Here is a 20929-nt window from a genome sequence, read left to right on the forward strand (position 1 = left end):
TATTGATAGATATCAAATGAACAAAATTTATTTTTCAGTATATCTGGTACTGTTAGTACTGACTATACTAAGCCTGGAGGTAACAGCCCAGACTAACAGTCAAGTGCTAAAAATTACCTATCCAGAGAGTAGGGCTGTATTTCAACGTGAAAACGATAACACGAGTACCATCTATTTGTCGGGTAGCCTTTATCAACCCGTCGATAGTATTCAAGCTCGTGTACAGGCTGAAGAAACTGGCCAAGGCTTAAATACTGATTGGGCTACGATTCAACGAAATCCACAGGGCGGCTTTTTTCAAGGCTCCATACGGGCCAAAGGAGGTTGGTATCGCTTAGAAGTCCAAGCCTTCGTGAAGGGAGTAATTGTTAGCTCTGACGTTGTTCGTAAAGTTGGCATTGGTGAAGTGTTCATTATAACGGGCCAATCAAATGCGCAGGGCTTTCAAGACTATGGGGCTTTGGGTGCCGGCGACGATCGGGTTAATTGCATAACCTATAATAATATTACCACAAATTCGCTGGCAGATCCGCCAACTCCATCTTTCCAACAACTTAGTGCCACGTCAATTATTGGCCCAAGAGGTCAAAGTGCCTGGTGTTGGGGGGCCTTGGGTGATCTGATTGTAAAGCAATATGGTGTTCCTGTTCTATTTATTAATACTGCTTGGGCCGGAACAGTGATTAAAAACTGGCATGATAGCGCTGATGGTATACAGGCTAAAAACATTTTTGCCCTCGGCACTCCGGATGAAAATTATCCAACAGGCATGCCCTATGCCAATTTAGTTATTGCACTACGCTATTATTGCTCTCTTCAGGGCTTGCGTGCTGTTTTGTGGCAACAAGGTGAAACCGATAATGTTCCGCTACATTCTACCCGAAAAGACTATTCAGATAATATGCAATATATTATCAACAAAACACGGGCTGATACAGAGCGTTATCCGGCCTGGGTTCTGGCAAGATCATCTTATAATGACGGCCAGGTAAGCCAGGATATTATTCAGGCACAGAACGATGTTATTAATACGTACAATAACAACGTTTTTGCGGGTCCTTTTACGGACAATATTCAAATTCCTCGCTTTGACGCTGTTCACTTTGGCAACCGTCCGACCAATAATCCCGGTGATAAAGGGCTTAATGATTTGGCACAAGCCTGGTTTTCCAGCCTTAACTCCGTCTTTTTTGCCAGCTCCAGGCCATTACCTCCCCTACCACAACCAGCTATTGCCGTTACCTGTGGCACTACAAACGGTAATCTAACACTTAGTTTGCCTAATTCATATAAATCTTACACCTGGAATTCTGGCCAATCGACACAAACGATTACTGTTAATCAACCAGGCGTTTACCGGGCGGTGTTAAAAGATAAGGTAGGCAATACTTATTTATCGCCCGCTATTGATGTACAAACTCCAATTGTACCAGCTACGCCAACCATCTCGCTTGCCAGTAAACCGGGGGTGGTTGCTGATAATCAACAGCAGGTATGCGCTGATTCAACGTTGTCGCTCATCGCGAATACCTCAGCGAACAGTACAGGTCTGTGGAGCTTTAGCACAACTACTACAATAAGTAAAACAATTGCCCTAAATAAAAGTGGCAATTACACGCTTCAGGCAATTAACGTATATGGTTGTAAATCATCTCAACCAGCTACTATTACACTGACGGTACGACCTAAAGTCCCAACACCTACTATTGAGCAAGTTGGTGCTTATAGTTTGCAAGCGGTATTACCTACTCCTTCTGGAGGACAGGTTGATCTATTTGATTGGCAACGCGCTGGCGGAGAGATACTTCCACAAACCAGTGCTGTTGTAAAAGTTGTTGTATCGGCTAATTATTCGGCTCGTACGAAAACAACCTTCGCGCTTTCCAGTAACAATACGATAACCTGTTACTCCGATTATAGCGCGCCCAAAGCATTTACGTTCGACCAGTCAAACGGAGGTTTAAGCATTTATCCGAATCCATCAACCACGGGGACAATCACCGTTGAAACCATCGAGAATTTGAAGAATGCTGATATCGATGTATTCTCATTGAGTGGACAAAAACTTTTCTCAACCCAGGTTCCTATTCTGGACGAACGTAAAGCGATTGATCTAACTGGATTAGCGCAGGGAGTTTACCTAGTCAGAGTACGCTCGGCAGGCTTTGATATATCCAGACGTATCATTATCAATCGATAAGCACTTTTACTTGCTTTATAGTTAAAGCCTCTCCTAATCGGGAGGCTTTAACTATTTTCTAATAGTTGAGTCTCCGCGTCAGGCATTGGTAAAACAAGCCATTGTTGTATATTTGACACATATTTGGTGTAGCGTAACATAGACTTTCTATCGTGTGTCTATCTGTTTTATCGCTACATTTGCGCAGGTCTTCTCAACTCTTTAGTATGAACACAACCTATGTTCCGGCCGATTACCTGCCGGTGCTTATCCAGCTTGGTTTAGCTCTTGGTTTCATCGTAACAACAATGGTTGCTACTCATGCCCTTGGCCCAAAGCGCCACAGTCAAAAAAAGGATGATCCATTCGAGTGCGGTATTCCTGTTCAGGGCGATGCTCGTACCCCAATTTCCATCAAATATTTCCTCATTGCTATTCTGTTCGTTCTCTTTGATGTGGAAGTAATCTTTTTATATCCCTGGGCCGTTAATTTTAAAGGCTTAGGCATGGCAGGCTTTATTGAGATGGTGCTGTTTATGGGCCTACTTCTGGCGGGCTTTTATTACATTATCCGCAAGGGCGTTCTCAAATGGGAATAAGGCCTGATAAATGAATTTTAGAACATATTTATTCGTTGTTATACTAACTAACTACAACCGCTACGGCGGACCGTGTTTTTTATGGCAGCAGATATTAAGTTGGCCGAAGCCCCGGCAAGTTATGATGGTCCAGGTTTCTCGGCTACCTCATTCGATAAAATAATTGGTTTGGCTCGTGCTAACTCGCTCTGGCCACTTCCGTTTGCAACCTCATGTTGTGGTATTGAATTCATGTCAACCATGGCTTCTCACTACGATTTAGGTCGTTTTGGAGCGGAACGCCCTAGCTTTTCTCCTCGTCAGGCCGATATGCTGCTTGTAGCGGGTACGATTGCCAAAAAGATGGGTCCTATCGTAAAGCAGGTTTACCTACAAATGGCTGAGCCTCGCTGGGTTATTGCTATTGGCGCCTGTGCGTCGAGTGGTGGTATCTTCGATACGTACAGTGTGTTGCAGGGTATTGATCGCATTATTCCAGTCGACGTTTACGTGCCCGGTTGCCCACCACGCCCAGAACAGATTCTGGACGGCGTATTGCAAGTGCAGGAACTAGCCCGAAATGAATCGTTGCGCCGACGCAATACCGAAGAGTATCAACACTTACTGAATTCATATAGTATTCAATAAGTAACGGGTTCGTGAAAGACAACTGAACGATTGGTTAGTCTATCTCATTGAATTGCTTTTTCACTCATTCACCAATTGACAATGCTGACCAACGAAGAAGTTGCGCAGACAATTATCAACCAGTTTGGCGAAGCCGTTACGGATTTCGATGATCCGTATGACTTACTAACCTGCTCTACCAGTCGCGATCAGATCGTCCCCCTGATAACTTACCTGAAAGGTCATCAGACTTTCCAGTTTGGGTTTCTGACCGACATTACCGCAATTCACTATCCCGATTCAGTTGGCAAAGAGTTTTGTGTTGTCTACCACATTCATAGCCTAATCAATAATTTCCGGTTACGAATTAAGGTTTATTTGACAGCAGAAGATGTTCACATTCCAACAATGACCCCGCTTTTCGCCGGTGCGAACTGGATGGAACGTGAAACATTTGACCTGTTTGGTATTATCTTCGATGGTCATCCAGATCTGCGCCGGATCTTGAACATGGAAGAAATGGATTACTACCCAATGCGCAAAGAGTACCCACTCGAAGACGGCACACGGGAAGATAAAATTGATGCATTGTTTGGACGATAAACAATGAGTGAATGAGTGAATGAGTGAATGAGCGAAATCCATACGCCAGTTACTCTTTCACCCTTTCGCTCTTTCGCTCTTTTACTATGGTTTCTGAAGAACTCGATATAGCGAATAAAAATCTGCCTGCCGAGCAAGGTCCGGTTCAGTATGTTAATGAACTGACAACGCTTAACCTCGGTCCTACGCACCCTGCCACACATGGTATTTTCCAGAACGTCCTGCAAATGGATGGGGAGAAAATTGTATCGGGTGAGCAGACGATTGGGTATATCCACCGGGCATTTGAGAAAATTGCCGAACGTCGGCCATTCTACCAGATTACAACGCTTACCGACCGAATGAACTATTGTTCATCACCCATCAACAACATGGGTTGGCACATGACGGTCGAGAAGTTGTTGGGCATCGATATTCCTAAACGGGCGCAGTACATTCGTGTTATCCTGATGGAATTAGCCCGTCTGGCCGACCACCTTATTTGTAACGGGATTCTGGGTGTTGATACAGGGGCTTTTACGGGCTTTCTGTACATTTATCAGGAACGAGAAAATATATATGAAATCTACGAAGAAGTTTGTGGAGCCCGCTTAACCACCAATATGGGTCGTATTGGCGGGATGGAGCGTGACCTCTCTCCTACGGCCATTCGTAAGATCAAAGAGTTGCTGGTTCGTTTTCCTAAAGTGCTGACGGAGTTTGAAAACCTGTTCAATCGTAACCGGATCTTTATGGACCGGGTTATTGGTGTTGGCGGAATTTCGGCGGAACGGGCATTGAGTTATGGATTCACGGGACCAAACCTACGGGCTGCCGGTGTCGATTACGACGTCCGCGTGATGAATCCGTATTCGTCGTACCAGGATTTCGAATTCGACATTCCGGTTGGTCAAAGTGGCGACACTTACGACCGTTTCATGGTTCGGAACGAGGAGATGTGGCAGAGCTTACGCATTATTCAGCAGGCAATGGATAACCTTCCCGAAGGTCCTTACTATGCCGATGCGCCACAATATTACCTGCCTCCGAAACAGGAAGTTTATAAAAATATGGAAGCACTCATCTATCACTTCAAGATTGTGATGGGTGAAATTGACGCGCCGGTTGGCGAGGTTTATCACGCTGTCGAAGGCGGAAATGGTGAGCTAGGTTTTTATCTTATCAGCGATGGTGGTCGTGCTCCTTACCGACTACACTTCCGCCGTCCATGTTTTATTTATTATCAGGCATACCCAGAAATGTGCAAAGGGCTGACTTTGTCAGATGCCATTGTGATTATGAGTAGCATGAACGTAATTGCTGGCGAGCTGGATGCGTAATTACTAAGACAAAAAAATCATATGAAGACGATAGACTGGCAAGAAATGGTGGCTACGTCTCATTTAGACACTGTAATCGCAGTGCGTAAATTGCTTGAGCAGAAAGAGTATGAAGAAGCTCAGGAAGCATTGGACGAACTGCAAAATGCAATGGCTAACGCCGAACGAAGAGCTTTGAGCAGCCAGCTTACCCGGCTAATGATGCATATACTAAAGTGGCGTTATCAAGCCGATAAGCGGTCTACCAGTTGGGCACGGACAATATTAAGTGCTCGCCGGGAAATCCGTGATTTACGGAAGTATATGCCTTCGTTTACACGTGAATACATAGAAAATATTTGGGATGAAGCATTTGAGGATGCTATTGCTGACGCTAAAGCTGAGATGAATTTATCCCGAAAAGACAAGTTTGAACCAGCGTCATTAACTTGGGATGAAGTTTTTGACGATGAATACCTGCTGTAGATAATGACGACAGAGACAAATAATCCCTCCGTACAATTCACGCCTGAGCGGGTGGAAAAGGCAAAGGAAATCATTGCCCGCTACCCCGAAGGAAAACAAAAATCGGCCTTATTGCCCTTGCTTCATTTGTTGCAGGAGCAGGAAGGCTGGACGAGTCCTGAAGGTATGGATTACGTAGCCCGGATGCTCGACATCCAGCCTATTGAGGTATATGAAGTAGCGTCATTCTACACCATGTACCACTTAAATCCGGTTGGCAAGCACGTTATCGAATATTGTCGGACAGGTCCTTGCTGCCTAATGGGTGGAGAAGAAGTATACGCTCACCTAAAACAACGGCTTGGTATCGACACCGGCCAGACAACTGTAGATGGTCAGTTTACTCTTAAAGAAGTGGAATGTCTGGCAGCTTGTGGGATGGGCCCTGTCTTTCAGATTCGGGAAAAATATTATATGCACCTCACCAACGAGCGCGTGGACGAAATCATTGACGAACTGTCGAAATAACTACACATGGGAACAATCACCGAAATCGAATCGGCGGTGGCCAAGCTGTCAGAAAACGAATTAGCCGAATTCCGAAACTGGTTCGCAAACTATGATGCTGCTATTTGGGATAAACAGTTCGAGCAGGATGTGAAGTTAGGTAAGCTGGATGCATTGGCAAATAAAGCTGTTGCCGATTTTAAAGCGGGGAGAGTTCGGGAATTGTGAGACACTTTACAACCGATGATTTCTGGGATAGCTACAATGACTTACCTGTATCAATCCAGAAATTAGCTGACAAAAATTATGAATTGCTGAAACAGAATCCGAAACATCCATCGCTCTATTTTAAGCAGGTTAACCAGTATTGGTCGGTTCGGCAGGCAATACCGGGCAGTGGGTATTGAGACCGAAGAAGGAATTATCTGGTTCTGGATTGGTACACACACTGAATACGATAAATTGATTGGGTAAAAAAGTATGGCTATCAAGATTTTAACTGAACATATCAACGTTCCTGGTATCGAAACTTTCGACGTATACCGGAAGCAAGGTGGTTATACAGCTGTCGAAAAAGCGTTGAAGACGTTGACGCCTGAGTCTATTGTCGAAGAAGTAAAAAAAGCGGGTGTTCGGGGCCGAGGTGGTGCTGGTTTCCCAATGGGGATGAAATGGAGCTTTCTAGCGAAACCAGAAGGTATTCCCCGTTACCTCGTTTGTAATGCCGACGAATCGGAGCCGGGTACGTTCAAAGATCACTATTTAATGAAGAATATCCCTCACTTGCTTATTGAGGGAATGATTATTTCATCGTTTGCACTGGGCGCTAACAAGTCGTTCATCTACGTGCGCGGTGAATTGATGTACGTAATTCATATCCTCGAAAAAGCCATTGCTGAAGCAAAAGCAAAAGGCTTTTTGGGTAAAAATATTCTTGGCAGTGGCTACGATCTCGAACTGGTGGTACAACCCGGAGGAGGAGCGTACATCTGTGGTGAAGAAACGGCGTTGCTCGAGTCACTGGAAGGTAAGCGTGGTAACCCACGGAATAAGCCGCCATTTCCAGCCGTAAAAGGCTTATATCAGTCTCCAACTGTTGTTAATAACGTTGAATCCATTGCCACAACCCCGTGGATTATCAACCATGGTGGAGAAGCATACGCAGGTATTGGTATAGGTCGCAGCACAGGAACAAAACTGATTTCGGCTTCAGGTCATATCAACAAACCTGGTGTTTATGAAATAGAACTAGGCGTTCCGGTCGAAGATTTCATTTATGCTGATGAATGGTGCGGTGGTATTCGTCCGGGCCATAAATTCAAAGCCTTGGTAGCGGGTGGATCGTCGGTTCCCATTTTACCGGCCAACTTAGCCTTGACACTGGCGAATGGCGAAAAGCGTTTGATGTCCTACGAGTCACTCTCAGATGGTGGTTTCGCTACAGGTACGATGCTCGGCTCCGGTGGTTTTATCCTCTTTGACGAAACATCCTGTATTGTTCGAAATACCTGGAATTTCTCTCGTTTCTATCATCACGAATCCTGTGGCCAATGTAGCCCCTGTCGGGAAGGAACAGGTTGGATGGAGAAAGTTCTGCACCGGATCGAATACGGTCACGGTCATCAGCAGGATATCGACCTTCTTGTTGACGTATCCAAAAAGATTGAAGGAAATACAATTTGCCCGCTTGGCGATGCGGCTGCCTGGCCCGTTGCCAGCGCCATTCGACATTTTCGGGATGAATTCCAGTGGCATATCGATCACCCATCCGAAGCCACGCAACCAGGAGCGGTTTATCGGGGCGAAATGGCATTGGTGTAATGTAACGCGGCTGGAAAGCCGCGCAACTACTTAATTGAATCGCGGCTTTCCAGCCGCGTTACTGATATGGAAGACGTAAAGCCGCAATTACTAAAAGTCACAATTGACGGAATAGAAGTTGAAGTTGAGCCCGGTACGACCATTTTGCAGGCCGCCCGTAAAATTGGTCCGGCAGTAGCTCCTCCGGCCATGTGCTACTATCAACCCTTAAAAGGCAGTGGCGGCAAATGCCGGGCCTGTCTGGTACGAGTGGCCGCAGGTTCAGCAAAAGACCCCCGCCCGATGCCTAAACTGGTAGCTTCCTGTCTGACAGCTGTGCAGGATGGTATGGTGGTTGAGAATGAAACCAGTCCGCAGGTAATTGATGCCCGGAATGGTGTTGTTGAGTTCCTGTTACTGAATCACCCACTCGATTGCCCTGTTTGTGATCAGGCCGGTGAATGTGATCTGCAAAATTTTGCCTTCGATCACGGCAAATCGACAACTCGCTACGAGGAAGACCGCCGGACATTCGAGAAGAAGGACATTGGCCCATACATCCAGTTGCACATGACGCGCTGCATACTCTGCTACCGTTGTGTGTACACTGCCGACCAAATCACGAACAAGCGTGTTCATGGTGTATTAGGCCGGGGCGATGCGTCTGAAATTGGGACTTACATCGAAAAAGCAATCGACAACGATTTCTCAGGTAACGTTATCGACGTATGTCCAGTGGGTGCTTTAACGGACAAAACTTATCGGTTTAAAAACCGGGTTTGGTTTTCGAAACCTGTTGATGCGCACCGTGATTGTCCAACCTGCTCGGGTAAAGTTACGCTCTGGTACCGAGGTGACGATGTGATCCGAGTAACCGCTCGCAAAAATGAGTGGGGCGAAGTATTGGATTTTATCTGCAACACCTGCCGATTCGACAAAAAGAAGACCAGCGATTGGACGATCGAAGGCCCAACGAAGATCTCACGGAGTTCTGTGATTTCGGCGAATAAATACCGCGCTGATACGATCAAACCAAGCTTTGGCCAGCGCTTAGCTGCTGCTGAATACAAGACCATTCATGATGAACGGGATACGTCGCAACTGGACATTAAGCAATTAGCGCCAGAACGTTTTGCGAAAGTATTACCCTCAGCAATGGAGCCAGAACCTTGATAAGTTAATCAGGTATATAGTTTTAGGTTTCGGTTTACGGTTGGCTGACGCGAGAGCAATTATGCGTCAGCCAACCGTAAACCTCAAACCGAAAACCGAAAACTTAAAAAAAATGGACTTAACCGTATTACTCGTTAAAGGATTAATTATCCTTATCATTTTCGCGATAACGCTGGGTATTGCCGCCTACTCTACCTATGGAGAACGGAAGGTGGCTGCTTTTTTGCAGGATCGCATTGGTCCGAACCGAGCTGGTCCCTGGGGCTTATTGCAGCCTCTGGCCGATGGCGGCAAAATGTTCTTTAAGGAAGATTTTATCCCCGCTCAAGCCAGTAAATGGCTCTTTATTCTAGGACCATGCTTAGCTATGTTGACCGCTCTGATGTCGAGCGCCGTCATTCCTTTTGGGGATACCATTAAATTTGGCAACTACGCTATCCCAATTCAGGCTATCGAAATCAACATCGGCGTATTGTACATCTTCGGCGTTGTTTCGTTGGGTGTATATGGCATTATGGTCGGTGGCTGGGCCTCTAACAACAAGTTTTCCTTGTTGGGAGCGATTCGGGCTGCATCGCAGAACATCAGCTACGAAATCGCGTTGGGATTATCGTTGATTGCCATTCTGATGATGAGCGGTTCGCTGTCATTGACAACGATTATCAATGAGCAAGCTACTTTCTTTGAGTGGAATATTTTCACGCAGCCCCTGGGCTTTGTTATTTTCCTGACCTGTGCGTTTGCCGAGTGTAACCGTACTCCTTTCGATTTGCCAGAGTGCGAAACGGAGCTTGTTGGTGGTTACCACACCGAATACAGTTCCATGAAATTGGGCTTCTATTTATTCGCTGAGTATATCAACATGTTTGTTTCATCGGCATTTATTTCAGCTCTGTATTTTGGCGGTTTCCACTACCCATTTATGAACGAAATTGGTCAGGCACTCGAAAAATCGTTGGGTGCTATAACCGGTCATAATGTGGCAACAGCCATTGGCGTGGCCGTTTACTTTGGCAAGATTTTGTTCTTCATTTTCTTCTTTATGTGGGTTCGCTGGACAGTTCCACGTTTCCGCTATGATCAGCTGATGAACTTGGGCTGGAAAACGTTTATCCCATTAGCTATTCTTAATGTGGTAATAACCGGTGCTGGTTTGCTTTATAATTTTAAATACGCAACCTGGTTGATTGCCATCGTAATGATCGTACTGGCAGTTTCATCCATGTCTCGCGCACCCAAACGGGAAATTATACCACAAAGGGGTTAATCGGTTTATAGCTTGTAGTTCAACGTTTATTATAACTACAAACGCCTTACTATTATGCAATTAACAAACCGCTCTAAGCAGGTTAGCAATAAGGAAATGACGCTGGCAGAGAAAATGTATCTGCCTGCCGTTATTGGTGGTTTGGCCATCACAATCCGCCACTTTTTCCGCAAGAAGCCGACTATTCAATACCCAGAAGTAAAAAAATACCTGGGGCCAATTTACCGGGGCCATCACATTCTGAAACGGGATGAACAGGGCCGCGAGCGTTGTACAGCTTGTGGCCTGTGTGCAGTAGCTTGCCCAGCCGAAGCGATTTCGATGGTGGCGGCCGAACGCAAAAAAGGCGAAGAAGGCTTATATCGGGAAGAGAAATACGCAGCGGTATATGAAATCAACATGCTTCGCTGCATTTTCTGTGGTCTATGTGAAGAAGCTTGCCCAAAACAGGCCGTTTACTTGCGCCATGATCGTATGGTTCCGGTTTTCCAGGAGCGCGATGAGGTGATTTATGGTAAAGATCGTCTGGTCGAAAAAATGGACGATCGGTATATCCGCGCTAATAATTCTGAAGTAAAAGCTACGCCAACCGAACCCAGTCTAACGCGAGCTGCCACCTAGTAAAACTGTCACGCACTGTCAGGAACAGTCAACATTAGTCAGGTATTGCCAATAATGGGTACCTGACTAATGTTGCCAATTACTGACCACAATTGACAATTTCTGACCATTGATTATGACTGAGATACTTACCTTTTTTAAAACGCTTACGCCCACTGGCTATCTGTTTCTGCTACTAACAGCCCTGACTCTGTTTAGCGCTATTGGTGTTGTTACGGCGCGTAATCCGATTTATAGCGTTCTGGCTTTAATTGCGACCTTCTTTTGCCTATCTGGTCATTACATTCTTCTGAATGCTCAGTTTTTAGCGGCAGTCAATATTATCGTCTACGCAGGAGCGATTATGGTCTTATTCCTGTTCACGATCATGTTCCTCAATCTTCGGAAAGAAGACGAAGAATCGAAATCAAATCTGAGCAAGATAATATCTGTGGTAGCTGGCGGTGTCCTGATGGTTTTGCTTATTACCATTTTCCGGGCTAAAAGCGCACAGGTTGCTACGGTTAATGGGGTTACATTTAATGGTAAAACGGGATTGGTTGAGAACTTAGGAAAATTGTTGTACAGCGACTATATTTTACCATTTGAGCTGGCCTCTATCCTGTTTATTATTGCTATGGTTGGTGCAGTGATGCTCGGTAAACGCGAAGCAGGCGATCGTCATTTCTGACCGGGATTTGTCTGATTATTTTGACTGACTTTGATTAATAGCCGCTCCGTAAGCGGCTATTTTTATTTGTAGAGTATGAATAGGCTTTAAACACTTTAAACAACAAGTAACCATATCTACTTTCCAACTTTTTGTTAGCTGTATGATACGCCTATTACTGATTTTCGACCTACTAATTACAGGAGCAGCATTTGCTCAACAGCCAATGCTAGCTGACTCCATTTTAATAGAAGGGCATTATCGAACTTTTCATTTTCATAAACCTACGAAACCCAATGCGTCATTAATTTTTATTCTCCACGGCTCAGGAGGAAGAGGATTGGATGCGGTAAAAGGGGCCGAAAAGCTGGAAGAGAAATCAGAGAGTGAAAATCTACTTCTGGTTTATCCAGATGGTTATAAACGATTCTGGAATGAATGCCGCAAAACAGCAAACTCAGCAGCCAATAAAGAAGACATCAATGAAAATGCCTTCTTTGGCCAAATGATTAGCTACTTCGATCAGAAGTATGGCATCAATAAAAAGCAGGTTTTTGCTATTGGTACGTCAGGAGGTGGGCATATGGCCTACAAACTTGCTTTGACCATGCCCGAAAAATTTAGGGCGATAACAGCGCTCATCGCCAATCTTCCGGATACCAACAATCTGGATTGTCCCGAAAAACGAATGCCCATTCCGGTAATGATTGTCAATGGAACCGACGATACGGTTAATCCTTACAATGGTGGCGAGGTAATAACGATGAATATTAGTTTAGGCCTTGTTCGATCAACGGAACGGACGTTTCACTACTGGTCGGAGTTGGCTGGTTATAAAAAACCACCTGTAAAATCAGTCCTTCCAGACGTCGATCCGAATGATCATAAAACAATTGAGCGGTATACCTATAAAGAAAAAGGTAAACCAGAAATCACCTTATTAAAAGTAATTGGTGGTAAGCACGATTATCCAAATGACATCAACGTCTATCTGGAGGCATGGAGTTTTTTCAAACGGCAGCTAACTCTTTAGTGAAGCATTGCAGTTTCCGAAGAAAAATAGTATGCTTGCATAATAATTTACACTATTCCAGTAATTAAACCGTTCGAAAATCGGTTATCCTAGAAATTTCCTGCTTAACCAGTAAATAACATTGCATTTATGGACGCATACATTGTAGCCGGTTACCGTACTGCCGTGGGAAAAGCCCCACGTGGAGGTCTCCGCTTTACCCGCCCCGACGATATGGCGGCTGAAGTAATCAAGCATTTATTAAGCCAGGTACCTAATCTCGATCCAGCACGGGTTGAGGATCTTATTGTCGGGAATGCCGTACCCGAAGCTGAGCAGGGTATGCAAATTGCTCGGTATATTGCTCTCCTTTCGCTGCCTAAAAGCGTGCCTGGCATGACCATAAACCGCTATTGTGGCTCGGGATTAGAGGCAATCGCTATTGCATCAGCTAAAATACACGCAGGGCTGGCCGATTGCATTATTGCCGGAGGTACCGAATCAATGTCGCTGGTGCCTGTAATGGGTTGGAAAACAGCCCTAAACTACGAAATCGCCAAAGCACATCCAGATTATTATATTGGTATGGGGCTTACGGCTGAGCAGGTTGCCCAGCAATTCAAAATTAGCCGGGATGCCCAGGACGAGTTTGCGCTCGAATCGCATTTGAAAGCACTAGCTGCTCAGAAAGACGGCAAATTCACCGATGAGATTGTACCGATCAAGGTGAGCGAAACCTATTTTGATGCCGAAAGTAATAAGAAGAAAACACGTGAATGGACGGTCTCTCAAGATGAAGGTCCACGTAAAGACACGAGTGCCGAAGGGCTGGCTAAATTGAAGCCGGTATTTGCCGCTGGTGGTTCAGTTACAGCGGGCAACTCATCACAGACATCAGACGGAGCCGCTTTCGTCGTTGTAATGTCGGAGCGGCTGGTCAATGAACTGAATTTGCAACCCGTTGCTCGCATGGTCTCTTATGCCACGGCGGGAGTTGAGCCTAAAATCATGGGTATCGGACCGGTAGCCGCTATTCCGATTGCTCTTCAGAAAGCGGGTCTCAAACAAGATGACATTGATTTAATTGAATTAAACGAAGCCTTTGCCGCACAGTCATTGGCTGTCATTCAGGAATTAGGCCTCGATCGCAGCAAGATTAATCCGAACGGAGGTGCTATTGCCTTAGGTCATGCGCTTGGCTCAACAGGTGCTCGCTTATCGGTACAGCTACTGAACGAGATGCGTCGTCGCGATCAGAAATACGGCATGGTATCGGCATGTGTGGGCGGTGGCCAGGGTGTAGCCGGAATTTTTGAGCGGCTGAATTAATTATTTGAGAATCAAACTTTCTAGCAATAGAAACTGCCAGGTTATCTTCATGAGTTGAAGATAATCTGGCAGTCTAGTTTTCAGTCAGCTAATTCTGCTTGCGAGAGGATTACAAATTCATACCCCCTGATACTTCAATACGCTGCGCATTGATCCATTTCGCATCGTCGGTACATAAGAAAGCCACAACCCCACCAATATCATCGGGTTGCCCAACCCGACCAAGAGCAGTTACACTGGCAATGTGTTGGTTCACATGGGGATTATCCCGTACCACACCCCCACCAAAATCAGTTTCAATAGCCCCTGGCGCTACGATATTAACCGCAATCCCGCGCGAACCAAGCTCATTCGCCATGTATTTGGTTAACGTCTCGATGCCACCTTTCATGGACGCATAAGCAGCATAGCCAGGTGATGTGAAACGAGCCAGACCTGTCGAGAGGTTAATAATTCGACCACCATCGTTAATAAGGGGTAGTGCTTTTTGCGTCAAAAAGAACACGCCTTTGAAGTGGATATTCATCAGCAAATCAAACTGTTCTTCGGTTGTTTCAGCGAATGAAGCTCCGATGCCAATGCCTGCATTGTTGATTAAAAAATCAAAATGATCGGTTGAGAACGTATCGTTTAAAACAGCGCTGAGTTGGCTAAAAAATGCATCGAAACTTTTTGTGTCACCCGTATTAAGCTGTAACGCTGCTGCCTTTTGGCCTGCTTTCTCAATGTCAGCGACTACAGCAAGAGCTTCATCTTGTTTACTATTATAGGTCAGAATTACGTCGATACCTTTTTGAGCAAGGCTAAGAGCCATATTTTTACCCAATCCACGGCTACCGCCCGTGACTAAAGCGATTTTACTGTTGGTTGTCATTGTTCAATGTGTTAATTGATAAACTACGCTTGTTAGCATCCACAGAGACGATGAGAACACCAGGAATTGTCGAATTGCGTTGTTGCTCACTTCCATCTTCTGCTGAAATTTTGATGGAACAAAGGTAGATCAGCGGTCAGGGCGACCGTTTGCAAACATCAATCCAATAGTTGCAAAATTCAAATAAGGCACTTACCCACGAAAGGCTACCGGCGAAAGGGAGGTCTGTTTACGGAAAAAATTGGAGAAATGGGCTACTTCTTCAAAGCCCAGACTGTAAGCAATTTCAGAAATGTTCCAGTTGGTCTGTCTTAACAGAATTTTAGCCTCCTGAACAATCCGGCTGCTGATAATGTCGGTAGTGGTTTTACCTGTGTTTTCCTTTAATACCTTGTTGAGGTGATTAACATGAATGGCCAACCGTTCGGCATAATCTTTAGCCGTACGCAGGCTGAGTTTTTGATGGGGTGATTCAACCGGAAATTGCCTTTCCAGCAGCTCAATAAATAACGAGGATACACGGGCCGAAGCTGTATGAGTTGGGTATAAAGCCGTGGCAGGCTGTAGCTTCTGTCCGTAATGAATCAGTTCCAGTACATAATTCCGAATCAGGTCGTACTTGTAGGCGTAATTCGAGCCTAACTCCTTGTATATCTTCTTGAATATAAAATTAATCTCTTCGGTTTCTTCGTCCGAAAGCTGAAAGATAGGATAGCCACCGGATTGGAAAATGGGCAGCTCATCGACCACAACACCACTTTTCGCCTGCACTAAAAACTCATCGGTAAAGACGCAGAAATAACCCGCCTGTTCCGTATCCTGTGGCACATAATGATAAGGCACTTTGGGGGTTGCGAACAAAAGCGCATTTTTCTCAATATCAATCACCTTATCAGCGTACTCAGCTCTGTTCCGCCCCCGAATCAAACTTATTTTGTAATAGGCTCTTCGGTTGTAGGGCATAAATGGCTTACCCTTGTTCGCAGCCATCAAATCGGCAATACTGAATATGTTGAAGTGCCCAATTTCTTTATGTATACCATCCGGCAACAGAGAGCTTAAACTTCCACCTTCGGCAGGAGTAATTTCTTTATAAAACTCATCAAGTGAAATGACGCTCATGGCCTTATTTGTAAAATTCAAATGTAGGCATTTTTTAGAAGCCTACACCTCCTCTACAGAACTCGTATTACTCGCAGCTTTCAGAACAGAATCTAATACCCCAGGAAACTTCGCTTCCAGTTCATGCGACCGGAGCGAGGTCAAACTCTGCGTGCCTTCCGTTCGGATTTGAATAATACCAGCCTCACGCAATACCCGTAAGTGGTGCGACATGGTCGATTTGGCAACCGGCGTCGGAATGGCTCCACACGGTTGTTCACACGTTAGTTTAGCCAGACACTGAACAAAATTTAATCGAACCGGATCACTCAGCGCATGGAGTACGCAGGTTAAGCTAATCTGGTCAACGGTGGGGTGCTGATACTGTTTCATAAGCCATTTCCTCCTATTCTCTATCTACTGTAGGAAACAACGTAGCTACAGTAATTGCCACTACAACGATTGGGCAGCTCAAAAAAATTCATTGTTTTTTTAAACGAATGAAACCATCCGGCATACGCTCTTGTTCGACATCCATAAAACAATAAAGTTCGATAGTTATAGAACATTAAAACAATACAACCTCGTTCATTATGAAAACGCTAAATAATCGAACAAAATCGCTCATCGTCGGTATCGTAGCCTTCACGGTAGCCCTATTTTTCATCACACCAAAACTTTTCTCTAATAAACCAGAGTCATCTACTCATAAATCAGCTTCTGCCTCACCTGCCGAAACGAAAGTAGCTACCGACGTTTTTGTCGTAAAACGGGAAACCATTACCGACGAACTTCAGACTACGGGTACTATCGCGGCCAATCAGGAAGTGGATTTGGTCAGTGAAGTAGCCCGAAAACTCGTCCGGGCTTATGTTCGTGAAGGCAGCTATGTGGGGCAGGGAACGTTACTTTTTAAATTAGACGACGCCGACCTGCTGGCGAAAAAACAAAAAATAGCCCTTCAGGAAAAACTGGCGAAGCTCGACGAAAAACGATTCCGGGAATTACTCGCTACGGAAGCTGTCAATCAGCAGGAATACGATAAGATTTTAACCAATCTGAATGTACTACAGGCCGAGTTGGCGATGGTGGATGTCGATCTGGCTAAAACCGAAATTCGAGCGCCTTTTTCGGGTCGGCTGGGTCTAAAACGGGTTGATGTCGGTGCCTATGTAACGCCCGCTACAGTGCTCAGTTCGTTCGACGATTTAAGCCGGGTAGAAATCAACTTCACGATTCCTGAGAAATACGCGTCGGATGTTCGGGCTGGGCAACCCATTCGCTTTACGACTGAAAATAGTAGCCAGCAATTTGTAGGCAATGTTACCGCAACCGAACCGAAGCTGGAAGCAAACACGCGGAGTTTGGTAGTAAAAGCTGTTAGTGATAACAAGAATGGCAAACTTGTACCAGGTTCATCGGCTAAAATTGCCTTTGCGTTACACGTCGCTCAGGATGGTATTCTGATTCCGACCGAAGCCCTCATTCCTACTGCCAAAGGTTACTCCTTGTTCCGGCTGAACCAGGGCAAAGCAGAACGCCGGGACGTAAAAACAGGAAGCCGCACCAAAGGTACTGTTCAAATTTTGAGTGGCTTGTCCATCGGCGACACCGTTTTAACCACCAATTTACTTCGGCTCGATACGGGTGTACCCGTGGCCATTTCGTCTGTCAATTAAGCAGTTAGTGCATTCCGTATTGACATAAATTTTACCCAACATGAGCTTATCGGGAATTAGTATTCAGCGGCCAGTATTGGCCGGAGTACTTTCTGTATTGATTATACTTTTTGGTTTCGTGGGGCTTACCTATCTGGGAATTCGGGAATATCCCGTTACCGATTCACCCATCGTTACCGTTACAACAACCTATCCGGGTGCCAGCCCCGACGTTATTGCCTATCAGATCACGAAGCCACTGGAAGAAGCGATTGGCGAGGCTAATGGCATCCGAACAATCTCCTCGGTATCACGCGAAGCGGCCAGTGTTATTACGATTGAGTTTAATCTGGATGCTGATCTGGAAGCCGCAGCCAATGATGTACGGGACAAAGTAACGAAAGCCCGTCGGCTGCTTCCCGGCGATGTTGACCCACCTATTGTGGAGAAAGCAAACAGTGGCGACATCGTGATTTTTATGGCCGTAGAAAGCAAAACGCGTAGTATTCTGGAGGTTAGTAATATTGCTTCTACGGTCATTAAAGAGCGTATGCAGACTATTCCGGGTGTAAAACGAGTGGGGATTGCCGGGGAGAAAAAGTATGCCATGCGGCTCCGAATTGATCCGGCAAAACTGGCGGCCTATCAACTAACCCCATCCGATATTGAACAGGCGTTACGAAAAGAAAATGTGGATTTACCCTCCGGCCGGATCGAAGGCGACCGAAACGAACTGACTGTTCGCACCCTGGGCCGACTGACCAAAGAGGACGATTTCAATAACATGATCGTCAAGCAGGAAGGCAGTAGCATTATTCGATTTAAGGATATTGGTTATGCGGAATTAGGTGCCGAGAACGAACGTACCGCCATCCTGAACAGCCTGAAAGGAAACTCCCCGACAATAGGTGTCTTTGTTGAACCGCAGCGGGGAGCCAATGCCGTAGCCATCGCCGACGAATTTTACCGTCGCTTGAAAGAATTGCGAAAAGAAATTCCCGCTGATTATCAATTAACTATCGGCAAGGACTTCACCGAACCCATACGCGACTCAATCTCCGAAGTAGAAGAAACACTCTTCATCGCCTTTGGGCTGGTTATCCTGATTTTGTTCCTGTTCCTCCGCGACTGGCGTTCGACGATTATTCCGGTTGTGGCTATTCCCGTTTCTATTGTGTCGGCCTTTTTCATCATGTACGTGGCTGGCTATTCTATCAACATTCTAACCCTGTTAGCCTTGGTATTGGCGATTGGGCTGGTTGTCGATGATGCCATTGTTGTGCTGGAAAACATCTATGCGAAAGTGGAAGAAGGTATGTCGCCTTTGCAGGCTGCGTTCAAAGGTTCGTCGGAAATCTATTTTGCCGTTATCTCAACGACCATTACGCTAGCCGCCGTTTTCCTGCCGATTTTATTTTTACCAGGGATTACGGGTAAGCTTTTCCAGGAGTTTGCAGTAGTCGTAGCCGGGTCGGTAATTGTGTCGGCATTTGTGGCCTTGACACTGTCGCCCATGATGAGCGCATATTTGCTTAAGCGACACAACAAACCTAATTGGCTCTATCGCACCACTGAGCCATATTTTGTAGCCTTAAACCAGGGTTACGAAAAGTCGCTGAGCTGGTTTCTGCGCTTTCGCTGGGTAGCCTTCCCAACGTTAATCGGTACGTTCGGGTTGATCTATTTCATTGGGAAGCAACTGCCTTCTGAATTGGCTCCGCTGGAAGATCGCTCGCAGATCAGTCTAGCCGTTGTTGCACCCGAAGGGTCGTCGTATGAGTATACAGAGAAATATATGAACGAGATTGCCAAATTCTCGGTCGACTCGACGCAGGGCTTATTTCAGACCTATTCCATTCTGGCGCTCACCTTTGGGCCACCCGCTCCGGTCAACATTGCCATCCAAAATACCTTTCTCAAAAAAGCAGACGAGCGGACAACCACACAGGCCGATGTGTTCGCTACCTATTCCCGAAATGCCCAGAATTTCAGGGGCGTGATGGTGTTTCCGGTTCAGCCGCCAACCATTGGCAGTCGGTTTGGGCAGGCCCAACCTGTTCAGTTTGTATTGCAGGGCACCAATCTGGCCGCTATCACGGATGTATTACCGAAGTTTTTGGAAGAAGCTCGAAAAAGCCCAATTCTTGTCTTTACCGACTCCGATCTAAAGGTCAACAAACCTGAACTTATCCTTCAGATTAATCGGGATAAAGCAGCCGAATTGGGAATATCCGTCGCCGAAATCGCCCGAGGATTACAGTTAGCCTTGAGTGGTCAGCGGTATGGCTACTTTATTTTCAACGACCGCCAATATGAGGTCATCGGTCAGCTCCAACGGCAGGATCGCGACACACCCTACGACCTCAAGTCCATGTACGTGCGCACCCGAACGGGCGATGTTGTTTCACTCGACAATCTGGTTTCGTTCAAGGAAAGCATCAGTCCTGCCGCCATCTATCGCTATGATCAGGCTATTTCAGCAACTGTTTCGGCGGGTCTGGTACCGGGGAAAACCATTGGCGATGGCGTTGCCGAAATGAATCGGATTGCCCAGAAAGTTTTACCACCCACGATCAAAACGTCACTGGCGGGCGAATCGCGCGACTTTGCCGAAAGCTCATCGAGCTTACTGTATGCGTTCGTCTTTGCGTTAATCCTGATCTATTTGATTCTGGCGGCCCAGTTTGAAAGCCTGATCGATCCGTTTATTATCCTGCTCACAGTTCCTATGGCCATGACGGGGGCGCTTCTCAGCCTGTGGCTTTTCGGTCAAACGCTCAACATTTTTAGTCAGATCGGCATCATTACGCTGATCGGTCTGATTACCAAAAACGGTATTCTGATTGTCGAATTTGCCAACCAAAGCAAGGAAGCCGGGATGAGTACACTGGAAGCCGCCAAACTAGCCGCATCCTCACGTTTTCGGCCTATTCTGATGACGAGCCTGGCAATGATTTTTGGCACAATCCCAATTGCTCTCACCGAAAACAGCCGGAATTCGCTCGGTACTGTAATCGTTGGTGGACTCCTGTTCGCGGGATTGCTAACCCTTTACATTATCCCGGCGGTGTATTCTTATTTTTCCAGAACGCCAAAGCACAAGCCAGAAGAAGAGGAGTTGGCCATTGAACACGCCGAAGTTGGCTAGGTTCCTTTTTTGTGTGACCCCGACGGGGTCACACAAAAAC

21 protein-coding genes are annotated in these 20929 nt (G+C 45.9%); 18 read left to right on the top strand and 3 right to left on the bottom strand.

What is annotated here, in order from left to right:
• Positions 1-16 precede the first annotated feature (16 nt).
• From ACYVGR_RS33430 to ACYVGR_RS33505, 16 genes are all read left to right on the top strand, one after another.
• Complete coding sequence (locus ACYVGR_RS33430; RefSeq protein ID WP_460964636.1) at positions 17-2200, top strand: T9SS type A sorting domain-containing protein; 2184 nt, start codon at positions 17-19, stop codon at positions 2198-2200.
• Positions 2201-2406: 206 nt separating this feature from the next.
• Complete coding sequence (locus ACYVGR_RS33435; protein WP_182459268.1) at positions 2407-2778, top strand: NADH-quinone oxidoreductase subunit A; 372 nt, start codon at positions 2407-2409, stop codon at positions 2776-2778.
• Positions 2779-2859: 81 nt separating this feature from the next.
• Entirely contained in the window at positions 2860-3405 is a 546-nt protein-coding gene (locus ACYVGR_RS33440) for an NADH-quinone oxidoreductase subunit B (RefSeq protein ID WP_460964638.1), read from the top strand.
• A gap of 81 nt (positions 3406-3486) precedes the next feature.
• Positions 3487-3987 (top strand): NADH-quinone oxidoreductase subunit C, encoded by a 501-nt coding sequence (locus ACYVGR_RS33445; RefSeq protein WP_460964640.1) that lies wholly within the window; start codon positions 3487-3489, stop codon positions 3985-3987.
• Positions 3988-4073: 86 nt separating this feature from the next.
• On the top strand, positions 4074-5306 hold the full coding sequence (gene nuoD, locus ACYVGR_RS33450) for an NADH dehydrogenase (quinone) subunit D (RefSeq protein WP_157583963.1): 1233 nt from the start codon (positions 4074-4076) through the stop codon (positions 5304-5306).
• Positions 5307-5327: 21 nt separating this feature from the next.
• Positions 5328-5771: a DUF29 domain-containing protein gene (locus tag ACYVGR_RS33455; RefSeq protein WP_460964642.1), complete on the top strand. Its 444-nt coding sequence runs from the start codon at positions 5328-5330 to the stop codon at positions 5769-5771.
• A 3-nt stretch (positions 5772-5774) separates the two neighbouring features.
• Positions 5775-6278: an NADH-quinone oxidoreductase subunit NuoE family protein gene (locus ACYVGR_RS33460; protein ID WP_460964643.1), complete on the top strand. Its 504-nt coding sequence runs from the start codon at positions 5775-5777 to the stop codon at positions 6276-6278.
• Positions 6279-6284: 6 nt separating this feature from the next.
• On the top strand, positions 6285-6485 hold the full coding sequence (locus ACYVGR_RS33465) for a hypothetical protein (protein WP_460964645.1): 201 nt from the start codon (positions 6285-6287) through the stop codon (positions 6483-6485).
• The gene (locus ACYVGR_RS33470; protein WP_460964646.1) at positions 6482-6664 is read left to right on the top strand and encodes a hypothetical protein; all 183 of its coding nucleotides are present in this window, start codon (positions 6482-6484) and stop codon (positions 6662-6664) included. The genes ACYVGR_RS33465 and ACYVGR_RS33470 overlap by 4 nt, the downstream gene beginning before the upstream one ends.
• Positions 6665-6737: 73 nt before the next feature.
• Positions 6738-8078, top strand: coding sequence for an NADH-quinone oxidoreductase subunit NuoF (gene nuoF, locus ACYVGR_RS33475; protein WP_460964648.1), 1341 nt, complete (start codon positions 6738-6740; stop codon positions 8076-8078).
• A gap of 66 nt (positions 8079-8144) precedes the next feature.
• Positions 8145-9230, top strand: coding sequence for an NADH-quinone oxidoreductase subunit G (locus ACYVGR_RS33480; protein WP_460964650.1), 1086 nt, complete (start codon positions 8145-8147; stop codon positions 9228-9230).
• 112 nt (positions 9231-9342) lie between these two features.
• The gene (gene nuoH / locus ACYVGR_RS33485) at positions 9343-10497 is read left to right on the top strand and encodes an NADH-quinone oxidoreductase subunit NuoH (protein WP_460964651.1); all 1155 of its coding nucleotides are present in this window, start codon (positions 9343-9345) and stop codon (positions 10495-10497) included.
• Positions 10498-10551: 54 nt separating this feature from the next.
• Positions 10552-11118, top strand: coding sequence for a NuoI/complex I 23 kDa subunit family protein (locus tag ACYVGR_RS33490; RefSeq protein WP_460964653.1), 567 nt, complete (start codon positions 10552-10554; stop codon positions 11116-11118).
• Positions 11119-11233: 115 nt separating this feature from the next.
• A complete protein-coding gene (locus ACYVGR_RS33495; protein ID WP_460964655.1) occupies positions 11234-11788 on the top strand; it encodes an NADH-quinone oxidoreductase subunit J family protein in 555 nt (184 codons plus the stop codon).
• A gap of 142 nt (positions 11789-11930) precedes the next feature.
• Positions 11931-12800 carry a CE1 family esterase gene (locus ACYVGR_RS33500; protein ID WP_460964656.1) on the top strand — a complete coding sequence of 290 codons (870 nt, stop codon included), beginning with the start codon at positions 11931-11933 and terminating at the stop codon, positions 12798-12800.
• 129 nt (positions 12801-12929) lie between these two features.
• A complete protein-coding gene (locus tag ACYVGR_RS33505) occupies positions 12930-14108 on the top strand; it encodes an acetyl-CoA C-acyltransferase (protein WP_460964658.1) in 1179 nt (392 codons plus the stop codon).
• Between the two features lie 109 nt (positions 14109-14217).
• Here ACYVGR_RS33505 and ACYVGR_RS33510 read toward each other — a convergent pair whose 3' ends face one another.
• The 3 genes from ACYVGR_RS33510 to ACYVGR_RS33520 all read right to left on the bottom strand — a co-directional run bounded on the left by ACYVGR_RS33510 (position 14218) and on the right by ACYVGR_RS33520 (position 16476).
• Entirely contained in the window at positions 14218-14982 is a 765-nt protein-coding gene (locus tag ACYVGR_RS33510) for an SDR family NAD(P)-dependent oxidoreductase (protein ID WP_460964660.1), read from the bottom strand.
• Between the two features lie 192 nt (positions 14983-15174).
• Positions 15175-16104, bottom strand: coding sequence for a helix-turn-helix domain-containing protein (locus tag ACYVGR_RS33515; protein ID WP_460964662.1), 930 nt, complete (start codon positions 16102-16104; stop codon positions 15175-15177).
• 42 nt (positions 16105-16146) lie between these two features.
• Positions 16147-16476: an ArsR/SmtB family transcription factor gene (locus ACYVGR_RS33520; RefSeq protein ID WP_460964663.1), complete on the bottom strand. Its 330-nt coding sequence runs from the start codon at positions 16474-16476 to the stop codon at positions 16147-16149.
• A gap of 200 nt (positions 16477-16676) precedes the next feature.
• Here ACYVGR_RS33520 and ACYVGR_RS33525 point away from each other — a divergent pair, with 200 nt between their 5' ends.
• On the top strand, positions 16677-17762 hold the full coding sequence (locus ACYVGR_RS33525) for an efflux RND transporter periplasmic adaptor subunit (RefSeq protein WP_460964665.1): 1086 nt from the start codon (positions 16677-16679) through the stop codon (positions 17760-17762).
• A gap of 40 nt (positions 17763-17802) precedes the next feature.
• Positions 17803-20889: an efflux RND transporter permease subunit gene (locus ACYVGR_RS33530; protein WP_460964667.1), complete on the top strand. Its 3087-nt coding sequence runs from the start codon at positions 17803-17805 to the stop codon at positions 20887-20889.
• The last annotated feature ends 40 nt before the right edge of the window (positions 20890-20929 follow it).

The sequence above is a fragment of the Spirosoma litoris genome, from assembly GCF_054776755.1.